A 21321-nucleotide genomic window follows, 5' to 3' on the forward strand; every position below is an offset into this window, starting at 1 on the left:
ATGTATGTGTTCAAGGTGTTTTACGGTATGTGGTGGATACTGACTTTATCGTAAGAAAAAAATGTGGGATAAAAATGAAAACATTGTGGGAAATTGTTAAAATAAGTAGTGAATCTAAGCAAAATAGAGGAGATTAAACTGTGGAGACAATCGGAATCATTGGATATGGAAGCATGGCTGATATGATGGTACAAAAATGGCTGGAAAAAAGGGTGCTAGATGCCCGTCAGTTCATGATCCATACAAGAAGTGAAACGGAGCGGCTGCATCAGCTCAAAGAGAAGCACGATGATGTAAACATCTGCTCATTAGATGAACTCTCTGCGTCATGTGATGTTCTGTTTGTCTGTGTGCCGCCGCTTGCTGTACTTGACGTTCTGGATCAGCTGCACCCGGCAAAGAAAGCGATACATATTGTGTCAGTGGCAGCGGCTGTGACGTTAGATAAATTAACGCAGCATACGAATCAACCAGTATCCAGATACATCCCAACTTTGACTTCAGCCGTTGGGACGGGCGTATCGCTAGTTGCGCATGGTGTAACCGTAGGGGATGAAGAGAAAAAACGTTTGAACCGTCTGCTTTCAGCCTTTAGCATCGTCCGGGAAGTGGAGGAAGACCGGTTTGATGCGGCGAGTAATTTGACAAGCTCTTCTCCTGGTTTTATCGCTGCTATTTTTGAAGAAATGGCGAAAGCCGCTGTGAGAAATAGTGAGCTTTCCTTAGAGGAAGCATATGAATTTTTAACTTATGCGCTTTTAGGCACAGGCCAAGTCCTTGTAGAACACGGCCTCACATTCGCTGAAACGGTCAATAGGGTGGCGACAAAAGGCGGGATTACAGGAGAAGGCGCTGCGGTCATTCAAAAGCAGGCACCGCAGATGTTTGATGACTTATTTACACAAACCATGAAGAAATACGATCAGCTGAAATCGCAGATAGACGAAGCAAATAAACACCACTAAAGACATAGTTAGTGGTGTTTTATTTGTTAAAAAAATCCTTTACTTTCTATTCTTTTGACCTGTAGCAGATGAGTCTAAACTCCTTATTTTTAGAAAATGTATTGAAAAATCAAACAAGTTCTCATATAATTTTTTAGAAAATTTAGAAAAATATAAACAAATTTTAAGTTTAATTAAAGGGGGATGGAGATGAAGCTCTATGTATCTGTCGATATGGAGGGTATTACTGGTCTAGCTGATCATACATTTGTCGATGCCCGTCAGCACAATTATGAGCGGGGCAGAAAAATCATGACAGATGAAGTGAATGCCTGTGTAGAGGCTCTTCTTGGGCATGGTGCAACCGATATTTTGGTCAACGACAGTCATTCTAAAATGAATAATCTCTTGATCGAAGAACTGCATGAAGAGGCAGCCCTCATATCAGGCGATGTAAAACCTTATTCAATGGTTCAAGGATTAGATCAAACGTATGATGCAGCTGTTTTTTTAGGCTACCATGCGAGGGCATCAATGAAAGGTGTGATGTCCCACAGTATGATTTTTGGTGTCAGACATTTTTACATAAATGATCATCCAATTGGTGAAATGGGCTTTAATGCGTATGTCGCAGGCTATTATGGTGTTCCGGTGATCCTTGTATGCGGAGACGATCAAGCAGCACTTGAAGCAGAAAAGCTGTTGCCTGGCGTGAAAACAGTTGCAGTGAAAGAAACCATTTCAAGATCTGCTGTGAAATGCTTAACCCCAGCCAAAGTAAATAAACAAATCTCGCAGCAAGTGGAAGCTGCAATGAAACAGATTCATCAAATAAAGCCGCTGACGCCTCCTGATCAGCCGCTGCTCAAGATTGAGTTCGCCAATTATGGACAAGCCGAATGGGCGAATTTAATGCCGGGTACTGCCATCATAGAAGGGACGACGACGGTGACGTATCAAGCAAAAAATATATTAGAAGCCTACCAAGCGATGCTTGTCATGACAGAGCTTGCCGCACGTACAACATTTTGTTAAGCGAGGGGGAGACAGCAGATGGCCAGCTTTTTGCTCAGGCGTTTTATTGCAATGATTGCCACGATCTTAACCATTACGACTTTAACGTTTATTTTGATGAAGGTCATTCCAGGATCGCCCTTCAATGAAGAACGAAATACAAACGAAACCGTCCAGCGAAACCTCGAAAGCTACTATCACTTAGACGAACCACTTTATGTTCAATATGTCATCTATTTAAAATCCATCGTTACCTTTGATTTTGGTCCTTCCATTAAAAAGCCCTCTGAAAGCGTCAATGATCTATTGGCGAGAGGCTTCCCAGTCTCATTAGAACTTGGTCTTATCTCAATTTTGATTGCTGTCATCTCTGGCATCCTGCTAGGGGTCATGGCTGCCCTCCGGCATAATGGTTTGATTGATTATATCGCCATGACCATTGCTGTTTTCGGAATATCCATTCCAAACTTTATCTTTGCTACCTTATTAATTCAGCAGCTTTCTGTGAATTTGAAGCTCTTCCCCACAGCGATGTGGACAAGTCCGATGCATATGGTGCTTCCTACAATCGCACTGGCTGTCGGTCCAATGGCTATTATTGCCCGGTTAACGAGATCGAGCATGATTGAAGTACTGACGCAGGACTATATTCGCACTGCCAAAGCGAAAGGACTTTCTCCTTTTAAAATTGTGTTTAAACATGCACTTCGGAATGCGCTTTTACCCGTTGTGACCATTCTTGGAACACTTGTCGCAAGTATTTTAACAGGAAGTTTTGTCATTGAAAAAATATTTGCCATTCCTGGAATGGGAAAATACTTTGTCGAGAGTATTAACAACCGTGATTACCCTGTGATCATGGGTACCACTGTTTTTTACAGCATCATCTTAATCACACTTCTTTTCATTGTAGATGTGGCGTATCGTCTGCTTGATCCAAGGATTCAGCTGCATCAGAAAGGAGGAAAGGCATGAGCGTACACCTTCAGCACGATCAACCAAACCGAAACCATGAAGTGCCGGATGAATGGTTTTCTCCTAGAGAGCAAAAGAAGACCGAAGCCCATGCCATTAAAAGACCCTCTCTTTCGTACTGGGCAGATACATGGAGACGGCTAAAGCAAAATAAGCTCGCGATGTTTAGTCTATCGGTGCTGATTTTTCTTTTTATGATGGCGGTCTTAGGTCCACTGCTTGCCCCAAATCATGTGACAGAGCAGCGGCTTTCGATGCAAAATCTACCGCCCTCGGCTGCTCACTGGTTTGGAACGGATGAGCTTGGACGAAATGTGTTCACGCGTACATGGTACGGAGCACGCATTTCGTTATTTGTAGGCGTGATGGCAGCCCTCATTGATTTTGCCATCGGCGTGATTTATGGCGGTATTGCGGGCTATAAGGGCGGGAGATATGACCATGTCATGATGCGAATCGTCGAGGTACTCTACGGTCTTCCTTATTTACTCGTCGTCATTTTATTGATGGTGCTCATGGGGCCCGGGCTTGTCACCATTATTGTAGCACTCACCGTCACAGGGTGGATTGGAATGGCGAGAATCGTGAGAGGTCAGGTTCTTCAGCTGAAAAGCCAGGAATATGTCCTTGCCTCGAAAACCTTTGGTGCAAAAAGCCTGCGAATCATCCGCCGGAACTTACTGCCGAATACGATGGGGCCGATTATCGTTCAGATGACTCTGACTGTGCCGACAGCGATATTTGCTGAAGCGTTCTTAAGCTTTCTCGGTTTAGGAATCCAGGCGCCATTTGCAAGCTGGGGCGTGATGGCCAATGATGCTCTGCCGACTGTCCTGTCAGACAATGGTCACTGGTGGCGTTTGTTCTTCCCTGCATTTTTTATTTCACTGACGATGTTTTGTTTTAACAATTTAGGTGATGGCTTGCAAGATGCGCTTGATCCAAAGATGAAGAGGTGATGGCGCTTTGAAAAAAGTTCTTCAAATGATCGATCTGCATGTCAGCTTTCGGACATATGGCGGATCGGTTCAAGCGGTACGCGGGGTGAATGTGGATGTGTATGAAAAAGAAACCCTTGCCATTGTTGGAGAATCAGGCTGCGGAAAAAGTGTGACGTCACAAAGTATCATGCGGCTTCTTCCGGCATACAGCGCTCATGTAGATCAGGGGGAAATTTGGTTTCGTGACCGTAACTTGCTTTCTTTATCTGAAAAAGAAATGCGCGCCATCCGTGGTGTCGATATCTCTATGATCTTCCAAGATCCGATGACCGCATTGAACCCGACTTTGACAATCGGTGATCAGCTGATGGAAGCAGCGAAGGAGCATCAGAAGCTGACAAAAAAAGAAGTGAAAGAAGCGGCTGTTCGAATGCTTGATTTGGTTGGCATTCCGCAGCCGAAGGAGAGACTAAAGCAATATCCACATCAGTTCAGCGGCGGAATGAGACAACGGCTCATGATTGCAATGGCGCTGATTTGCGAGCCGAAGGTGCTGATCGCAGATGAACCGACAACTGCCCTTGATGTCACCATACAAGCGCAAATTTTAGAGCTATTTAAAGAGATTCAGAAGAAAACAGGTGTCACCATTATCTTAATCACACACGATTTAGGGGTTGTAGCTCAAGTCGCAGATCGAGTGGCTGTGATGTACGGAGGGAAAATCGTTGAGGTCGGCACAAGACGGGATATCTTTTACAGTCCGCAGCACCCGTACACAAAAGGACTGCTGCAATCCGTTCCAAGACTTGATATGAAAGATGAACTCATTCCAATTGAAGGAAGCCCGCCGGATTTATTTGCTCCACCGAAAGGCTGTCCGTATACAGAGCGCTGCCCGGCAGCCATGAAAGTGTGTGATCATATCATGCCGCATGAAACGCAGCGTTCACCTACACATACAGTGCATTGCTGGCTCCAGGATGAACGAGCAAAACAAACGATTTTATCTGTAACACAAAGGGGGAGTTTCTCATGAGAAAAAAAGGTTGGATCGTCAGTGTATGTTTGTTAACAATCATGCTGCTCGCAGGATGTACAGCCAATGAGCAAGCAAGTAAAGGATCGTCAAGCAATAAGGGTGGAGAGAAAGTGTTAACCATAAATAACGAAAACGAACCGACGTCGTTTGATCCGCCGATTGGTTTTAATAATGTATCTTGGCAAGGGCTGAATAACTTAATGGAGGGGTTAACGAGACTGAATGAAAAGCACGAACCATCTCCTGCAATGGCAGAAAAATGGGAGATTTCAGAGGACGGGAAAACGTACACATTCCATTTAAGAGATGGTATCAAGTGGTCGAATGGTGATCCAGTCAAAGCGAGCGACTTTGAATATGCTTGGAAGCGGCTGTTAGATCCGAAAACAGGATCTTCTGCATCGTTCTTAGCATACATGATTGAAGGAGGCGAGGCATTTAACAGCGGCAAAGGAAAGAAAGAAGACGTGAAAGTCACCGCTGTAAATGACAAAACGCTTGAAGTCCAACTTGCGTACCCGCAGAAATCTTTCTTAAATATGACCGCAAATCCTGCCTTTTTCCCTGTGAATGAGAAGGTGGCAGGGAAAGATCCGAACTGGGCGAAGGATGCCAAAACCTTTGTCGGGAATGGACCGTTTAAGCTCACAGAGTGGAAGCATGACGAGAGCTTCACAATGGAAAAAAGTGAGACGTATTGGGACAAAAAAATGGTTAAGCTGGATCAAGTGAAATGGCTGATGATCAGTGATCGAAACACAGATTATCAAATGTATCAATCAGGAGATTTAGATACTGCCTTTGTCCCAGCAGAGCAAAGTGAAAATCTGCTGAAAAATAAAGATGTACAAATTGAAGATCAGGCCGGACTGTTCTTTTATCGTCTGAATGTGAATATGGAACCTTTTCAAAATAAGAACATTCGCAAAGCCTTTCAAATGGCCATCAACCCGCAAGATATCGTGGATTATGTGACGAAAAATGAAGAGAAGCCAGCACGTGCCTTCGTCTCGCCGGGGATTCTAGATTCAAAGGGTGAGGATTTCAGAGAAGCTCGCGGCGATCTTGTGAAAAATGATAAGAGTGAAGCTGCGAAGCTGTTAGAAAAAGGGCTGAAGGAAGAAAACTATTCGAAGCTGCCGCCCGTCACATTAACATATAGTACAAAGCCTGAGAACAAGAAAAAGGCGGAAGCCATTCAGCAGCAATTAAAAGAAGCGCTAGGTGTAGACGTGAAGCTTGCGAACATGGAAGCGAATGTGTTTGCAGAAGATCAAAAAGCACTGAAATTCCAATTCTCGCAAAGTTCATTTTTAGCAGATTATGCAGATCCGATCAATTTCCTAGAGAGCTTCCAAACAGGGAATGCGATGAACCGGACAGGGTGGTCAAATGACACCTATGATCAGCTGATCAAAAAGGCGAGCCAAGAAGCAGATGAACAAAAGAGAAACAGCATTCTGCATGATGCGGAGGCACTTCTCATTGAAGAAGCACCGATCATTCCGATACATTTTTATAACCAAGTACATCTACAAAAAGAAGGCGTGAAGGGCATTGTCCGTCACCCTGTTGGTTATATCGATTTGAAATGGGCGCAAGTAGATGGAGAGTAAATGAAGTAAATGTGGTAAAGGGACGCTTTGAAAAAAGCGTCTCAGCGTGTAGACAAACCCTCGCATTCGGTGTCAGTCCTGCGTGCCGGTGCTCACGAATCTCAAATTCGTTCCGCTCCGGTACTCGTCCTTCCTAGACTTCAAGGGCTTTCTATCACGCTGAAAAGAAGACAAAGGGCTAAAATAAAGGTCATTTTAGCCCTTTGTCAACAATCTTGGACGCTTTGAAAAAAGCGTCTGTTCCTTTATTCGTTCATGTTATGAAGAAGATGCCCATAGATTGAAAGAAAAAGAGAAAGAGGGGATATGGCATGAACCAGCTGCCAGCGGCACTTCAAACAGGGGATACGGTGGGGGTTATTGCACCAGCAAGCCCGCCTGATGAGCTGAAATTAGCAAAAGGGATTGCCTTTTTAGAAAGCCTTGGGCTGAAGGTGAAAAAAGGGAAGTATATTGACTGCCGGTATGGGTATTTAGCAGGCCGCGATCATAAGCGAGTAGAAGATCTTCATCGCATGTTTCAAGATCCAGAAGTGAAGGCCGTTATTTGTGCTTGCGGAGGATACGGGACTGGAAGAATTGCGGAAGCGATTGATTATGACCTCATTCGCCGGAACCCAAAAATCTTTTGGGGTTATAGTGATATTACGTTTTTACATACGGCCATCCAGCAGCAGACGGGTCTTGTGACCTTTCATGGCCCGATGCTTTCCTCTGATGTGGGATGTGAGGAGGTCCATCCGTATACGAAGGATACTTTTTTGCAGCTGTTCACTCCGAAGACCTTTACGTATGCGCATCACCTGTCACCACTTCAAACCTTCTATCACGGCACTGCCTCAGGCGAAATCACAGGAGGGAACCTTGCCCTGATCGTGACAACACTTGGTACACCGTTTGAGATCGATACGAAGGGGAAGCTTTTGTTCATTGAAGATATTGACGAAGAACCATATAAAATCGATCGAATGATGCAGCACCTTACATCTGCTGGCAAATTGGAGGATGCGGCTGGATTCATCATAGGGGATTTTCATCAATGTGAGCCAAAAAAGAAAGAGCATTCCTTAACGCTGGAAGAGCTATGGGAGACCTATATTGTGCCGCAAAAGAAACCTGCACTTGGCGGCTTTCGGATCGGTCATTCATCTCCGAATTTTGCCATCCCAATAGGCGTGCAGGCTGCACTAGATGCGACGGGGAAAAAACTGCATATTTCTCCAGGTGTCGCAGCGAAAGAGGCGATCAAATGAAAATCGTAGATGTTCGTACATGCAGAACGAGTGTACCGCTAAAGAAGCCGTTCAAAACCGCTTTAAGAACGGTGTATGACGCAGCATCTCTCATCGTGATCATCACATATGATCAAGGGGACATCAGCTACGGAGAGGCAGTCCCAACATCGGTGATTACAGGTGAAACGCTGGAAAGCATCGACTATGCCATCTGTGAAGTGATCAGGCCGATCTTGCTCGGGGCTTCATTGTCGCAATATGAACAAATCTTTTCAGCTATAGACCGTGTGCTCGCTTGCAACACAAGTGCAAAGGCTGCAATTGATATGGCGATTTATGATGGCTTAGCGAAACAGGCAGGGCTTCCACTTTATCAATACCTTGGCGGATATCGCGATCAGCTTGAAACCGATTATACAGTCAGTGTAAACCGGCCGCTAGAGATGGCAGAAGATGCGAAGCAATACGTAGCTGAAGGCTTTCATACTTTAAAGATAAAAGTAGGAAAAGATGACATAGACACTGATATTCAGCGCATCAAGCGGATTCGAGAAAAAGTCGGGCCGGATATTCAGATCAGGCTCGATGCAAACCAGGGCTGGACGTGGAAGGAAGCGATCGTGGCCATTCGAAAAATGGAGGCGCTGAATATCGAACTAGTTGAGCAGCCAGTGCCTAAAGAAGATATCGAAGGCCTGCGCCGGGTGACGGAAGCCACAGACACGTTGATTATGGCGGATGAAAGCATTTTCGGGTTCCATGATGCGATCAAGGTGCTTGAAACGAGAAGCTGTGATCTGATGAATTTAAAATTAATGAAATCAGGTGGTATAAAAGAAGCACTGAAAATCAATGGTTTAGCAGAAGCTTACGGCGTAAAGTGCATGGTTGGCAGTATGATTGAGAGCAAAATTGGCATTACAGCAGCCGCTCATCTCGCCGCAAGCCAGCCGAATATTACCCGCTACGACTTTGATGCCCCGCTTATGCTAAAAGAGGACTTAATAGACGGAGGAATCGTGTACAAAGGAAAAAATATATTCTTTCCACCACATCATGGGTTAGGCATTCAAGGAGTGAAAGGAGTCTCGTGATGATATATGAATCAAAGGTTCCAGTCGCGAATGTATGGACAGCGCCGCAGTCGCCAAGAGAAATTGATCGAAAGATTCTTCAGGGTTCCGTCAAAATCAAAGAGTGGATTAACCAGCAAACCTACGAAGAAAAATTGGCTTTATGTGAAGAAAATCTGATTCAATCGCAAGTGCTGCTCGGCGAACGAGTCATTGGATTAAAAGAGACAGACGGATGGATGAAAGTCGTCATCCCGCAGCAGGCAAGCCGGAAACATCCGCAAGGCTATCCTGGCTATATCCCTATTCAGCAATTAAAGCAAGTAACGGAGGAAGGTGCGCCAGCTACAACCCATGTCGTAGGTCAGAAAAAAGCCGTGTTATATCAAAAAGGGAAAGCGGATATGGAGGTTAGTTTTTTAACAGAGCTGGCAGCGGTTGAAGAAGCCAGTGATCACTTTCATGTTCTTACCCCAGTAGGAAGGAGAGAAATCAAAAAAGAGGATGTGCGTCCGGTTTCATTGCCTTTCACTATGACGGGTAAGGATGCCTTAGACATTGGAAAACAATTTATCGGGCTTTCGTATTTATGGGGCGGCATGAGCAGCTTTGGCTACGACTGTTCCGGTTTTGCTTACAGCATGTACAAAGCGTGCGGATATCTTTTGCCAAGAGATGCAAGCGAACAAGCAGTTCAAGGAACCCCGGTCACATCAAGCCATTTAGAACCAGGTGATCTGATGTTTTTTGCAAATGAAAATGGCAAGGGAGCTGTTCGCCATGTTGGGATATATGCGGGGGATGGCCTCATGCTTCACTCGCCTAAAACCGGTAGACAAATTGAGCTTCTTTCCCTTTCTGGCACTTCATATGAGAGAGAATGGGCAGGTGCAAGGCGGTATTTGCCAAGCGAAAGGGGGAAGGTGTGATGGCAGTTGAACCACTTTTACAAGTCAACAATCTCAAAAAACATTTTCATCTATCCAAAGGAAAAACCTTAAAAGCATTAGACGGCGTCTCTTTTCAGCTGAAACAAGGTGAAACCTTTGGTCTCGTTGGTGAATCTGGCTGCGGGAAATCCACACTTGGGAAAGTGCTCATGCGGCTTTACGACCCGACAGATGGTGAAGCCTTGTATGAAGGGAAAAGTCTTCACCACCTGTCTAAAAGTGAAGCATTTGATTTCAATAGACAAATCCAAATGGTGTTTCAAGATCCGTATTCATCTTTAAACCCAAGGCTGTCAGTAAAAGATATTATGCTCGAACCGATGGAGATCCATAACCTTTATGGGAGTCAAAAGAAGAGGATTGCCCGCGTGAAAGAACTACTTGAAGCGGTAGGGCTAAGTTATGATTTCGCCACCCGCTATCCGCACGAATTTAGCGGAGGACAGAGGCAGAGAATAGGAATTGCAAGAGCACTTGCCTTAGCCCCAAAATTTATTGTGGCAGATGAGCCGATTTCTGCACTAGATGTATCTGTTCAAGCACAGGTCGTGAATGTGCTGAAAAAGCTGCAAAAAGAGGAAGGATTAACGTTTCTATTCATTGCGCATGATTTGTCTATGGTCAAATATATCAGCGATCGAATTGGTGTGATGTATTTAGGACATCTCGTGGAAATGACGAGCAGTGATGCTTTATATAAGACGCCGCTGCATCCGTATACACAGGCTCTGCTATCTGCTATCCCCATTCCAGATCCTGACGTGGAAGACAAGCGCAAAAGATTCATTTTAAAAGGAGAAATTCCAAGTCCAGTGAACCCGCCAAGCGGCTGTGTATTTCGAACAAGATGTCCTGCCGCCATGGACATCTGTGCTGAAAAAAAGCCAACATTACAAGCAGCAGAAGAAGGACATGAAGTCGCCTGTCATTTATACGATAGGAAATAACGCCATGCCATGGCATAGGACAAGCCGCATAAAAGCCAGCAAGTAGACAAACTGTTCTACAAGCTGGCTTTTTTGTATTTATGAACGCTTAATAGGCAGTGTGCAGCATCTAAAAGAGCCGCCAGATTTAATGATTTCTGAAAAATCCACTTCAATGACGGTGTAGCCGTGAGCGGTTAATGCAGCATTTGTTTCTTGATTGATCGGTAAGCTGATCACTTTTTTCTTCCCAATGGATAGAACATTGGGTCCAAGTGTGAATTGCTCTTGTTCACTTATTTCAATCAGGTCATAATGCTTTTTGAGCAAGTGAAGATCCTTTTTGGTGAAGGCTTCAGGGTAAATCAATATCTCCTCATGAGAAAGAATATTCATCACACAATCGAGATGCAAAATGTGAGGAGGAAGATGAATGGGAATGATGTCGTGATCCGGCAGCTCTTTTTTTAGCTGATGGATAGCGGCTGGATTTGTTCTTTTGCTCGTTCCAACAAATACACGGGTCTGATCCACAAGCACATCGCCGCCTTCAATCGTTCCATCTGTCACGGTGACGGTTGTCCATCCCTTTGCCTGAGCCCACTCTTTTAAGGATTGTTCTTCCCCTTGCCGAACCGAAGCGGCCATGTTTGACACAAATAAGGTATGTCCAATCGTAAACCCAATATCCCGAGTGAAGACTTGTTCAGGAAAGCGGTCATTTGCAGGAAGCAGGGTAGGCCGTACATGATGGTGTTTTAACGTTTGAATCAGCTGCTTATGCTGAGCCACTGCTTTGATTTGAGAAATATTTTCTCTAGCAAAATGCTTTTGGGTTTCGTTGATGATTTGTTTGATTTCCATATAGATAGGGCTGCATAAGAGGACTTCTTGTAAAGCATCATATTCACTCATACAGTGCGGCGTTTTGTACACTTTCTCTGATTTCATAGAATCCATCAAATGGCCTCCTTGTTCGTAGATAGTTCTATTATTCCTCCTTCTAGTAAATGTTGAAACATTTCCGAAAGAAAATCTCTCATGTGAGACTAAAGCAAAAAGTTTAGACAAACCTAAAAGAATAGTGTTTAATAAAAAGCGTTCCGCATCAAAGAAATCAGCAAGAAGGGGCTATGATGATGAGTGAAGAAAATTTCAAGTATTGTAAAGAATCAAAAGTCGTTAAAACAAGCAGGGTATTCCCTCTCGATACGAATAACCATCAAACATTATTTGGCGGTAAATTAATGAGTTATATAGATGATATTGCCTCCATCTCGGCAGCAAGACACAGCCGATGTGAAACGGTCACGGCATCAATGGATTCAGTTGATTTTTTAGAGCCGATTGGACAAAAAGAGTCTGTATGCTTAGAGTCCTATGTCACATGGGTCGGCACATCTTCTATGGAAGTATTCGTCAAAGTCATCAAAGAAAACTTAATGTCTGGAGAGCGCAGACTCGCAGCGACTTCATTTCTTACCTTTGTCTCGCTAGATGAAAATGGGAAGCCAAAGAAAGTCCCACAAGTCATGCCGGAAACAGAGGAAGAAATCATGCTGCATCAAACAGCGAAGCAGCGAGCAGAGGAAAGAAAAAGCCGCCGAAAGCATAGTAAAGCATTGGCTGACGCACTTGGGACAGATAAACCATGGGCGTAAAAATCACCCTTTAAGCGGTGATTTTTTTCTATTATGGTATCTTGCATGACAAGGTAGTATGTGGTAAGATGAAGCTATCTTGTGGTGCAAGGTACTGAAATCGGAGGAATAATGATGACAACATCAACACAAATGCTAAAAGGAATTTTAGAAGGCTGCCTGCTGTCGATTATTTCTGAAGGTGATATTTATGGGTATGAAATGACGAAGAAGCTCGCGCATTATGGATTTGATCAAATTAGTGAAGGAAGTATTTATCCGATTCTGCTGCGTATGCAAAAAGAACAGCTGGTCAGCACGGTCACAAAAGCATCAGCAAGCGGGCCGAAAAGGAAATACTATACGCTCACTCAAGCGGGAGAACATGCGCTAACAGATTTTATTGCACGCTGGAATGAGCTGTCAGGAAATGTAGAGCGCTTATTACATAAAAGGAAGTGAGAATATGGTAACTAAAGAAACAAGACACATATTACTAGAGCTGAAACTCTATCTCATATCAAAGGGGAAAAATGAGGACGAAATTGACGAGGTCATGGATGAATTGACAACACACGCTGTCGAGGCTGAGAAAGATGGCAAATCAGGTGAGGATATATTTGGCGGAGATCCGCGGGGCTTTGCTGATGAACTGGCAAAAGAGCTTTCAAGACATCATAAAGACTGGGTTCCATTTGTCAGTGCCTTTTTGATTGGGTCGCTCTTTTACATGATTTTAGCAGACGCAGTCAGTCAAAGCTTATCGTATTCTTGGTACGCACTGATTGGTTACCCGCTCATTTTAGTGGCCAATGTCATCATAACGATTGTGATGTTTAGAGCGTCTGCCTTTCAAACAAGCCGCCGGGCATTTTTCTATTTTTGGATCTTAGGGATCTTTCAGCTGACGGCCATGATCACAGTGAAATTATTGGATCAAAAGCTCGGTACACCATTACTTGTGCTTACTTCAAGCCAAAGATGGGGCGTCATCCTTCTGATGTTGCTTTGTATCGTCGTATTTAATGCAATCTTAAAGGCGAATGTCGTTTCACTGATTCCGATTATTTTTTTCGGACCGCAGCTCATATTCGAATGGATTGGCTGGACGTCACCAAGTGTGCTTCTGCTCACAAGCCTGCTATCTGTTGTCATCTTAATATTGCTCACGCTAGTTGTCTTGCGGAGAACAAACAAGAAAAATGAAAATACCATGTAAAACAGAGCACATCCTATACGATGTGCCTCAGCGTGAGGACAAACCCTCGCATTCGGTGTCACTCCTGTGTGCCGGTGCTCACGAATGTCAAATTCGCTCCGCTTCGGTACTTGTCCTTCCTAGACTTCAAGGGTTTTCATATCACGCTGAAAAGAAGACAAAGAGATAAAATAATCTTTATTTTAGCCCTTTGTCAACAATCTGGAGCGCATCCTATATGATGTGCTTTTCTTTTTCTAAAAAAATGTAGAAATGGAATCATGTTTTTCATTACAATGGGAAGAGGACAAAAATGAAAAGGGGTTCTGTTTTTGGATATTGTATGGGGGTATATACTCGTTTTTGTATTGGCTGCTTTGCCTTTTTTTGAAGTGGTTGGTGTCGTTCCGCTGGCAATCTTAAGTGGACTGCATCCTGTGACATCAGCGGTGATTGGGTTCATCGGCAACTTTCTTACAGTCTTTCTTCTCATTGTCTTCGTTGACCGGTTTAAAGCATGGCGGTTGAAGAGAAAAGAAGATAAAAGTGATGAAAAAGGGGAGAAAAAGCAGCTGCGGGCCAGAAAAATTTGGGAACGATATGGTCTTCCTGGTCTTGCACTCGTCGGTCCTTTTATCATTGGCAGTCATTTAGCGGCTTTTATGTGTATGAGCTTCGGTACGAAAAGAAAACAAGTGGCGGTGTGGATGACAGTCAGCTTAATGATGTGGACAGCACTAGCAGCTAGTTTAACCGGTGCGGGCTTTCAATACTTTGCCCCGGAATCAAATGGATTGTTTGGAGATATCTTTAGCAAGTAAGCGAGGGGAGGAGAATAGGTGAAAAATCAGACACGGACAGTGCTCGAAACAGAACGCCTTAGCCTTAGAACAATGAATGAGCATGATGCACCATTCTTATATGAAAAGTTGTTCCAAGATGAAGAAGTCATGAAGTATTATCCTTCTTTAAAGGATGAAAAACAGACGAAAGAGTGGATTGCCTGGAATCAAAAAAATGACCGCATGTACCATACCTCCCTGTGGGTCATTGAAGATAAAGAAACGAAGGAACCGCTTGGACAAAGCGGAATTGTGCTGCAAAACATTGAAGGACAAACTGAGCTTGAAATTGGCTATATGCTAAAAAGAGCGGCGTGGGGAAAGGGGTATGCTGTTGAGGCCGCACGAGGCTGTCTGACATACGGCTTTGAAGAAATGAAGGTCAGACGAATGGTAAGCTTAATTCGTCCTGAAAATGAAGCGTCAGTGAAGATCGCTTTAAAAATGGGCATGAAAAAAGAAAAAACCATTTCAAAATGGGATCAAATCATTGATGTATACAGCATCACCCGTGACGGAGAAATCGGCTCGCTTGAACAATAAAGAGAGCCGATTTTTCTTTTATACACGCTGTTCTAACTGAAGTAAATATTTCTTGCGTTCAATTCCTCCGCCATATCCGCCAAGCTCACCGCTTGTTTGAATCACACGGTGGCAGGGAATGATAATCGCCAATTGATTGGCACCATTTGCATTGCCAACCGCCCGAACCAAATGAGGATCGCCAAGCATGATGGCAAGATCTCGATACGATCTCGTTTCGCCTGGCGGAATGCGTAAGAGAAGATCCCACACCTTTTTCTGAAATGGGGTGCCATGTAAGGAAAATGGCACAGTAAACTGCGTGAGTTTTTTTTCAAAATATAAGGCCAATTCCTTTGCTAATTGCTGATGAACGTTTGTTTCTCCAACTAAAATACGGGCATGATGCTTCTTTCTCATGGTCTCAATTTCTTTTTCAAGCCCCCGCCTGTCCATAAATTCCAGTAAATACACATGTGTGGCATCTGTCACGCTGATCATCCGCCCGATCGGTGTAGAAATAAAATTGGCATGCAGGATGTTGACCTGTGCTTTTTTAGGTGGATTCCCCATAATTTTCGTAAATGCATCATTGAAGGCACTAGAAGATTCATAGCCGAAGGTGACTTGCTGATCAATGACTTTTTTTCCGTTCAGAATTTCTTTAAAGGCAAGTCCCATACGGCGTGATCTAGCATATTGAACAAAGGTCATTCCGTAGATTTCTTTAAATTTTCTTCGCGCCGTTGCAGAGTGAATCCCTAATTGGCGAAAGTCTTCTTCTTTCCATCGTTTCTCAGGACTTTTTTCAACTGCTGAAACGAGTGTTTCGACTTCTTCTGGAATGCTGTTAGGGAATGTTAATGGTGTGCAGCGTTTGCACGGGCGATACCCTGCTAGCAGTGCTTCTTCTGCTGTAAAGAAAAACTCACAGTTTTCATATTTCGGTTTTCTGGCGGTACATGTGGCATGGCAGAAGATGCCGGTTGTTTTGATGCCAGCAAAAAATGTGCCGTCATATTGCGGATTTTTTTCAACAAGTGCTTGATAAAATGCATGTTTTTGTTCGTCGGTCATCATCATATGATCCACCCCTTGTTTTCCTATAAAATGATTGATTTTGTTATTCATGATTTCTCTACGGTCTGACACAGAACGAATCATTTGTACACACAAAGGCATGACCTTAATCGTTCATAAAATGGATCTTGTTTCATTATATCAGCCAAGTACTAAAAGCGGTTTTCGATATCATGACATCCGTTTGGTTCGAAGCTCGCAGCACGGTCTCATGATTTCCTCTTGCTATGATTTAGTATACTTCGGCTCACATCACTTTCTTTCGAAAAATGAACAAGTATATTTGATTGAGAAGGTAAAGCAGTAGACCGGCATACTGGGGTGTGATACAATTTTTTCATACAGAATCTGCTCTATGGCAGGTCTGCTTATGATGAATTGGTTTTCTAGGGTTCCGTGCGGCGACGCAGTCTGGACCGAGAGAAAACACATAGGGTCTTTAGAATAGACCATATGGACACGGAGGGATAAAAGCCCGGGAGATTTGATCAAACGATCGATTTCCGGGCTTTTTTTGTTGCATGGAATCGGTAAGAAAGGAAGAGATCGGATGAAATGGGGAAATGTATTCATTGCGGCCATATTTGAAGTCGGCTGGGTGATGGGACTGAAATATGCCCACTCCCTCTTGGAATGGAGCGCAACCATCGTTTGTATTATCGTAAGCTTTTATTTACTCATGAAAGCAACGAATGTGCTGCCAGTTGGTACACTTTATGCCGTCTTTACCGGGCTTGGAACAGCAGGTACCGTCATCTTAGGCATGGTACTCGGTGAACCGGTTCAGCTTGTTAAATTACTGCTGATCATGATGCTTTTGTGCGGTGTATTAGGACTGAAACTGACAACAGGTGAAGAGAAAGGAGAGGCTGAATCTTGAGCTGGCTTTTACTCATTGGTGCAGGCATCTTAGAAATGCTTTGTGTCACCATGATGAATCAATTCCAGAAAGATCGACATCTGAAATGGATTTTATTCATTGCAGCTGGATTTTCGCTGTCCTTTCTGATGCTGTCTCTTGCGATGAATACAATTCCGATGGGAACAGCGTATGCCATTTGGACTGGAATTGGAGCTGCAGGAGGCGCCATTGTCGGCATGCTGTTTTACGGCGAGTCGAAAGAGGCGAAACGCATTTTCTTTATCGCACTGATATTGTCTGCGGCGGTAGGGCTAAAAATCATTGAATAAAAAAAGGCTGGCATCTGTTTGCCAGCCTCAGCGTGTAGACAAACCATCGCATTCGGTGTCAGTCCTGCGTGCCGGTGCTCACGAATGTCAAATTCGCTCCAGTACTCGTCCTTCCTAGACTGCAAAGGTTTTCTATCACGCTGAAAAGAAGACAAAGGGCTAAAATAAAGATCATTTTAGCCCTTTGTGTCACATCGAATGATGATTGGAATCGTTTTCATTTTTGCGGTAAAGCTGACTCACAAGCAGAAAACATACACCAAACGTGAGTAAAGGAATGAGTCTTTCTCCGGTCATAAAAAGATAAATGCCGGTAATTAGACATACGATGCCGAGCCAAAAGCTCACTTTACCAAATAAAGTCATGCTTTTCATCTCCATCACTCCTTTTGTGATAAAAGGTCTATTCATATTATATCACGCCTGATGCGGAATTGAATGAATATTCATAAAAAATGCGGCTCTCAATTGCTTTTTCTCTTTCCAGTCCAGTATAATATTTCATTAGAATGAAAACGTAAAAGAGGTCATGATACATGAGAACATTGATTACAGAGAAACTTGAATTACACAGACAAAAGCACGAGCAAAAAGGAAGATTACTTGTCAGCTGCCCGGATCAGCCCGGTATTGTGTCTGCTGTATCTACCTTTTTATTTGAGCGCGGAGCAAACATCATTGAATCCAGTCAATACACAACAGATCATGAAAGTGGTCGGTTCTTTTTAAGAATTGAATTTGATTGGAAAGACATCTCGGCTAATATTGCTCAGCTGAAAAACGGCTTTGAGCCAATTGCTGAATCATTTCAAATGACGTGGAGCATGTCACGCGCAAGTGAGCTCAAAAAGCTGGCGATCTTCGTGTCAAAAGAACTTCATTGCTTACATGAGCTTCTATGGGAATGGCAGAGCGGAAATTTAATGGCTGAAATTGCGGTTGTCATCAGCAATCATGAAACGGCAAAAGATACAGTAGAAGCGCTCGGGATTCCATTCCATCATGTGAAGGCAAATAAAGACATTCGCAAAGAAGCAGAAAAACAGCAGCTCGCATTATTAGAAGAGTACGATATTGATGTGGTTGTGCTTGCTAGATACATGCAAATTTTAACGCCTGCCTTTATTGAACAGCATCCGAACAAAATCATTAATATTCACCATTCCTTCCTGCCAGCGTTTATCGGTGCGAACCCATACAAACGGGCATATGAGCGGGGTGTCAAATTAATCGGTGCGACTTCTCACTATGTAACAAATGATTTAGACGAAGGGCCGATCATTGAACAGGATATTGAGCGGGTAGATCACCGGGATGATGCAGAGGCACTAAAGAATATTGGTCGTACGATTGAACGAAGTGTGCTTGCACGTGCTGTCAAATGGCATCTAGAAGATCGGATTATTGTTCATGAGAATAAAACGATCGTGTTTAATTGACCGCTTGACTTTTCTGAAGCAATTGGTGATAATATAAAAAAATTAATGAGCGTTGAAAAGGAATAGTAAGCAGGAACTGCTGTGTAAAGAGAGCAAATGACAGGCTGAAACATTTGCCGCAGACAGCTGCTGAACCTACCCTTTGAGCCTTAGAGGAAAAATCTAAGCGCAGGCCTGGCGTTACAGGAGTTGAGTGGAATAAGCACACGCATGCTTATTCAATGAAGGTGGTACCACGGAAAATCCCTTTTCGTCCTTTAATTAAGGAGAAAAAGGGATTTTTTTGTGCCTAAAGGTATAGCGGAGGGAATCAATGATGAAAAAGCAAAGGATCGTCATAAAAATTGGCAGCAGTTCATTAACAGAGCAAAAGGGAGCCATTGATGAACAAAAAATGTGGGATCATGTGAGAGCCATTGCAAAGCTTAAAGAGGCAGGACATGAAATCATTTTAATTTCGTCAGGGGCTGTTGCGGCGGGATTTGGCAGTTTAGGATATCCATCAAGACCTGTGACCTTAAAAGGAAAACAGGCTGCTGCTGCCGTTGGTCAAGGCTTATTAATGCAGAAATATACAGAGCTATTTTCACAGTTTCACATGACACCTGCACAAATGCTTTTAACACGTAATGACTTTTCAGATCGCACAAGATATCGAAATGCTTACGCAACGATGATGGAACTATTGGAAAGAAAAATTTTACCGATCATTAATGAAAATGATTCGGTTTCGATCGAGGAGCTTACCTTTGGTGATAATGACATGCTGTCGGCTCTTGTCAGTGGATTAATCCATGCAGATCAATTGATCATCTTAACTGACATTAACGGAATTTATGATGCAAATCCAAATGAGCATCCTGACGCGAAGCGGTTTGATGCATTGACACACATTTCAGATAAATTGTTTTCATATGCGAAGAGCACTGGTTCGAAGGTTGGAACAGGCGGGATGAAATCAAAGCTGTCTGCTGCACAAACCGCACTTTCACTTGGCGTCAAAGTCTTCATTGGCATGGGTACAGGGGAAGACAAGCTTCTTCACATTCTCGCAGGTCAAGGTGATGGAACGTATATCGGTGAACAAGACTTATCATCGGTCAATAACCGCCGTCAATGGATTCAATTCCACTCACCTGTCTCTGGGAAGATCATGATTGATGCGGGAGCGGAAGCGGCGATTTTGCACAACGGCAGAAGCCTTCTTCCGGCGGGTGTCATTGATGTCGCTGGTGATTTTTCTAAAGGAGAGGTCGTTGAAGTCGTCGGTCCGAACGGATTAGTTGGTAAGGGACAAACATTGTACGCATCTGATGAGCTTCTCGGCATTAAAGGAATGCGAAGTGATGAGCTTTCACATGAGAAGCCTGAGGTCATACACCGAGATCACTGGGTGCAGCATGTACAAAACTGAGGAGGGAATACGATGAATGAAGTTCTTGAAAAAGCAAAAAAGGCAAGTGCGGCCAAAGATCAGCTGCTATTAAAAACGACTGAACAAAAGAATGCTGCTTTACACGCAATCGCAAAAGCTCTAAAAGCATCTTCAGCTTTTTTAATTGAGGAGAACGAAAAGGACGTTCAAGCAGCCGAGGAAAAGCAGTTCACCCCATCTGTCATCGACCGGATCACACTCACGGAAGAGAGAATTGAAGCAATCGCAGATGCTACGCTTCAACTGGTTCAGCTAAAAGACCCAATTGGTGAAACGTTAGAAACCATTCAAAAAGAAAATGGCCTTTTGATTGAAAAAGTACGTGTGCCTCTCGGAACGGTTGGGATGATTTATGAAGCAAGGCCGAACGTGACAGTAGATGCTGCGACCCTTTGCTTGAAAACTGGAAATGCTGTGATCCTTCGAGGAAGCTCATCGGCCATCCATAGTAATAAAGCGATTGTGAAGGTCATTCATGAAGCACTTCATGCAACGGATATTCCAGTAAACAGTGTGCAATTGATTGAAGATACAGGCCGAGAAACGGCTAAAACGCTGTTCACCTTAAATGATTACCTAGATGTCCTCATTCCCCGCGGCGGGAAAAATTTAATCGATCTCGTTGTGAGAGAGTCTACCGTGCCAGTACTTGAGACAGGCGCAGGGAACTGTCATATTTACATTGATGAAACAGCCAAAAAAGAGATGGCTGAACAGATTGTTCTGAATGCCAAAACCCAAAGACCATCTGTTTGTAATGCCATTGAGAGCATTGTCATTCATGAAACATGGGCAAAGGCACACGGCGCTTCGCTATTTGAAGCACTTCATACAAACGGGGTAGAGATCCGAGGCGATGAAGCTGTATGCGCACTTGCTCAGGGCGCAACACTTGCGACAACTGCTGACTTTGAAACGGAATTCTTAGCACCAATTGTCAGTATCAAAATCGTTCAGAACATAGAAGAAGCGATTCAACACATTCAAACATACAGCTCCAAGCACTCTGAAGCCATCATTACGGAAAATGATCAGCATGCGGCATTTTTCTTAACAGCCGTCGACGCTGCCGCTGTTTATCATAATGCCTCCACTCGATTTACAGATGGTTTTGAATTTGGCTATGGCGCAGAAATAGGCATTAGTACACAAAAACTGCACGCAAGAGGGCCGATGGGTCTGCCAGCCTTAACTTCTGAAAAATTTGTCATTCGTGGTCAAGGACAAATAAGAGAATAACGATGTCAAAAGAGAGTCT

The 21321-nt window shown here is 43.7% G+C and carries 23 protein-coding genes, 1 riboswitch and 1 other annotated feature; of the genes, 20 read left to right on the plus strand and 3 right to left on the minus strand.

Features of this window, described 5'->3' with window-relative positions; all coding sequences use genetic code 11:
- The first annotated feature begins 140 nt into the window (after nt 1-140).
- From proG to ACYH0L_RS06135, 10 genes are all read left to right on the plus strand, one after another.
- Nucleotides 141-965, plus strand: a complete 825-nt coding sequence (proG, locus tag ACYH0L_RS06090; protein ID WP_230031123.1) for a pyrroline-5-carboxylate reductase ProG — start codon at nt 141-143, stop codon at nt 963-965.
- Nucleotides 966-1154: 189 nt separating this feature from the next.
- Nucleotides 1155-1979: a M55 family metallopeptidase gene (locus ACYH0L_RS06095; protein ID WP_099727494.1), complete on the plus strand. Its 825-nt coding sequence runs from the start codon at nt 1155-1157 to the stop codon at nt 1977-1979.
- Between the two features lie 18 nt (nt 1980-1997).
- Nucleotides 1998-2933, plus strand: coding sequence for an ABC transporter permease (locus ACYH0L_RS06100; RefSeq protein WP_099727493.1), 936 nt, complete (start codon nt 1998-2000; stop codon nt 2931-2933).
- Nucleotides 2930-3892: an ABC transporter permease gene (locus tag ACYH0L_RS06105; protein ID WP_230031124.1), complete on the plus strand. Its 963-nt coding sequence runs from the start codon at nt 2930-2932 to the stop codon at nt 3890-3892. The genes ACYH0L_RS06100 and ACYH0L_RS06105 overlap by 4 nt, the downstream gene beginning before the upstream one ends.
- A gap of 7 nt (nt 3893-3899) precedes the next feature.
- Nucleotides 3900-4913, plus strand: coding sequence for an ABC transporter ATP-binding protein (locus ACYH0L_RS06110; protein WP_099727491.1), 1014 nt, complete (start codon nt 3900-3902; stop codon nt 4911-4913).
- Nucleotides 4910-6532 carry a peptide ABC transporter substrate-binding protein gene (locus tag ACYH0L_RS06115; protein ID WP_230031125.1) on the plus strand — a complete coding sequence of 541 codons (1623 nt, stop codon included), beginning with the start codon at nt 4910-4912 and terminating at the stop codon, nt 6530-6532. The genes ACYH0L_RS06110 and ACYH0L_RS06115 overlap by 4 nt, the downstream gene beginning before the upstream one ends.
- Nucleotides 6533-6843: 311 nt before the next feature.
- On the plus strand, nt 6844-7785 hold the full coding sequence (locus tag ACYH0L_RS06120) for a S66 peptidase family protein (RefSeq protein ID WP_230031126.1): 942 nt from the start codon (nt 6844-6846) through the stop codon (nt 7783-7785).
- Nucleotides 7782-8861: a mandelate racemase/muconate lactonizing enzyme family protein gene (locus ACYH0L_RS06125; RefSeq protein ID WP_230031127.1), complete on the plus strand. Its 1080-nt coding sequence runs from the start codon at nt 7782-7784 to the stop codon at nt 8859-8861. Before ACYH0L_RS06120 ends, ACYH0L_RS06125 begins: the two co-directional genes overlap by 4 nt.
- Entirely contained in the window at nt 8861-9769 is a 909-nt protein-coding gene (locus ACYH0L_RS06130; RefSeq protein ID WP_249705150.1) for a C40 family peptidase, read from the plus strand. Before ACYH0L_RS06125 ends, ACYH0L_RS06130 begins: the two co-directional genes overlap by 1 nt.
- Nucleotides 9769-10737: an ABC transporter ATP-binding protein gene (locus tag ACYH0L_RS06135; RefSeq protein ID WP_249705151.1), complete on the plus strand. Its 969-nt coding sequence runs from the start codon at nt 9769-9771 to the stop codon at nt 10735-10737. The genes ACYH0L_RS06130 and ACYH0L_RS06135 overlap by 1 nt, the downstream gene beginning before the upstream one ends.
- Before the next feature lie 78 nt (nt 10738-10815).
- Here the strand turns inward: ACYH0L_RS06135 and ACYH0L_RS06140 are convergent, their stop codons facing one another.
- Nucleotides 10816-11676, minus strand: coding sequence for a dimethylarginine dimethylaminohydrolase family protein (locus ACYH0L_RS06140; protein WP_249705152.1), 861 nt, complete (start codon nt 11674-11676; stop codon nt 10816-10818).
- Between the two features lie 179 nt (nt 11677-11855).
- Between ACYH0L_RS06140 and ACYH0L_RS06145 the strand changes: the two genes are divergently transcribed.
- The 5 genes from ACYH0L_RS06145 to ACYH0L_RS06165 all read left to right on the plus strand — a co-directional run bounded on the left by ACYH0L_RS06145 (nt 11856) and on the right by ACYH0L_RS06165 (nt 14939).
- A complete protein-coding gene (locus tag ACYH0L_RS06145; RefSeq protein ID WP_034322378.1) occupies nt 11856-12377 on the plus strand; it encodes an acyl-CoA thioesterase in 522 nt (173 codons plus the stop codon).
- Between the two features lie 114 nt (nt 12378-12491).
- Complete coding sequence (locus ACYH0L_RS06150; protein WP_099727484.1) at nt 12492-12818, plus strand: PadR family transcriptional regulator; 327 nt, start codon at nt 12492-12494, stop codon at nt 12816-12818.
- 4 nt (nt 12819-12822) lie between these two features.
- Entirely contained in the window at nt 12823-13575 is a 753-nt protein-coding gene (locus ACYH0L_RS06155; RefSeq protein ID WP_230031128.1) for an HAAS domain-containing protein, read from the plus strand.
- A gap of 311 nt (nt 13576-13886) precedes the next feature.
- Nucleotides 13887-14375, plus strand: a complete 489-nt coding sequence (locus ACYH0L_RS06160) for a small multi-drug export protein (protein WP_230031129.1) — start codon at nt 13887-13889, stop codon at nt 14373-14375.
- Nucleotides 14376-14393: 18 nt separating this feature from the next.
- A complete protein-coding gene (locus tag ACYH0L_RS06165; protein ID WP_230031130.1) occupies nt 14394-14939 on the plus strand; it encodes a GNAT family N-acetyltransferase in 546 nt (181 codons plus the stop codon).
- An 18-nt stretch (nt 14940-14957) separates the two neighbouring features.
- Here ACYH0L_RS06165 and ACYH0L_RS06170 read toward each other — a convergent pair whose 3' ends face one another.
- The gene (locus tag ACYH0L_RS06170; RefSeq protein WP_230031131.1) at nt 14958-16001 is read right to left on the minus strand and encodes a bifunctional transcriptional activator/DNA repair enzyme AdaA; all 1044 of its coding nucleotides are present in this window, start codon (nt 15999-16001) and stop codon (nt 14958-14960) included.
- Nucleotides 16002-16373: 372 nt separating this feature from the next.
- A riboswitch (guanidine-I (ykkC/yxkD leader) is annotated at nt 16374-16482 on the plus strand.
- A 66-nt stretch (nt 16483-16548) separates the two neighbouring features.
- Here ACYH0L_RS06170 and ACYH0L_RS06175 point away from each other — a divergent pair.
- Both ACYH0L_RS06175 and ACYH0L_RS06180 read left to right on the plus strand, forming a co-directional pair.
- Nucleotides 16549-16878 (plus strand): DMT family transporter, encoded by a 330-nt coding sequence (locus tag ACYH0L_RS06175; RefSeq protein ID WP_099727479.1) that lies wholly within the window; start codon nt 16549-16551, stop codon nt 16876-16878.
- Entirely contained in the window at nt 16875-17189 is a 315-nt protein-coding gene (locus ACYH0L_RS06180; protein WP_099727478.1) for a DMT family transporter, read from the plus strand. Before ACYH0L_RS06175 ends, ACYH0L_RS06180 begins: the two co-directional genes overlap by 4 nt.
- 189 nt (nt 17190-17378) lie before the next feature.
- Here ACYH0L_RS06180 and ACYH0L_RS06185 read toward each other — a convergent pair whose 3' ends face one another.
- Nucleotides 17379-17564 carry a hypothetical protein gene (locus ACYH0L_RS06185; RefSeq protein WP_024719622.1) on the minus strand — a complete coding sequence of 62 codons (186 nt, stop codon included), beginning with the start codon at nt 17562-17564 and terminating at the stop codon, nt 17379-17381.
- A gap of 161 nt (nt 17565-17725) precedes the next feature.
- Between ACYH0L_RS06185 and purU the strand changes: the two genes are divergently transcribed.
- The 3 genes from purU (at nt 17726) to ACYH0L_RS06200 (ending at nt 21302) form a co-directional block, all read left to right on the plus strand.
- Nucleotides 17726-18628 (plus strand): formyltetrahydrofolate deformylase, encoded by a 903-nt coding sequence (gene purU / locus ACYH0L_RS06190; RefSeq protein ID WP_099727477.1) that lies wholly within the window; start codon nt 17726-17728, stop codon nt 18626-18628.
- Between the two features lie 43 nt (nt 18629-18671).
- Nucleotides 18672-18889 (plus strand) — a binding site (T-box leader).
- A 55-nt stretch (nt 18890-18944) separates the two neighbouring features.
- Nucleotides 18945-20042 carry a glutamate 5-kinase gene (gene proB / locus ACYH0L_RS06195; RefSeq protein ID WP_230031132.1) on the plus strand — a complete coding sequence of 366 codons (1098 nt, stop codon included), beginning with the start codon at nt 18945-18947 and terminating at the stop codon, nt 20040-20042.
- A gap of 12 nt (nt 20043-20054) precedes the next feature.
- Entirely contained in the window at nt 20055-21302 is a 1248-nt protein-coding gene (locus tag ACYH0L_RS06200; RefSeq protein ID WP_482354426.1) for a glutamate-5-semialdehyde dehydrogenase, read from the plus strand.
- The last annotated feature ends 19 nt before the right edge of the window (nt 21303-21321 follow it).

It is taken from the genome of Bacillus sp. MC1252 (assembly GCF_056838025.1).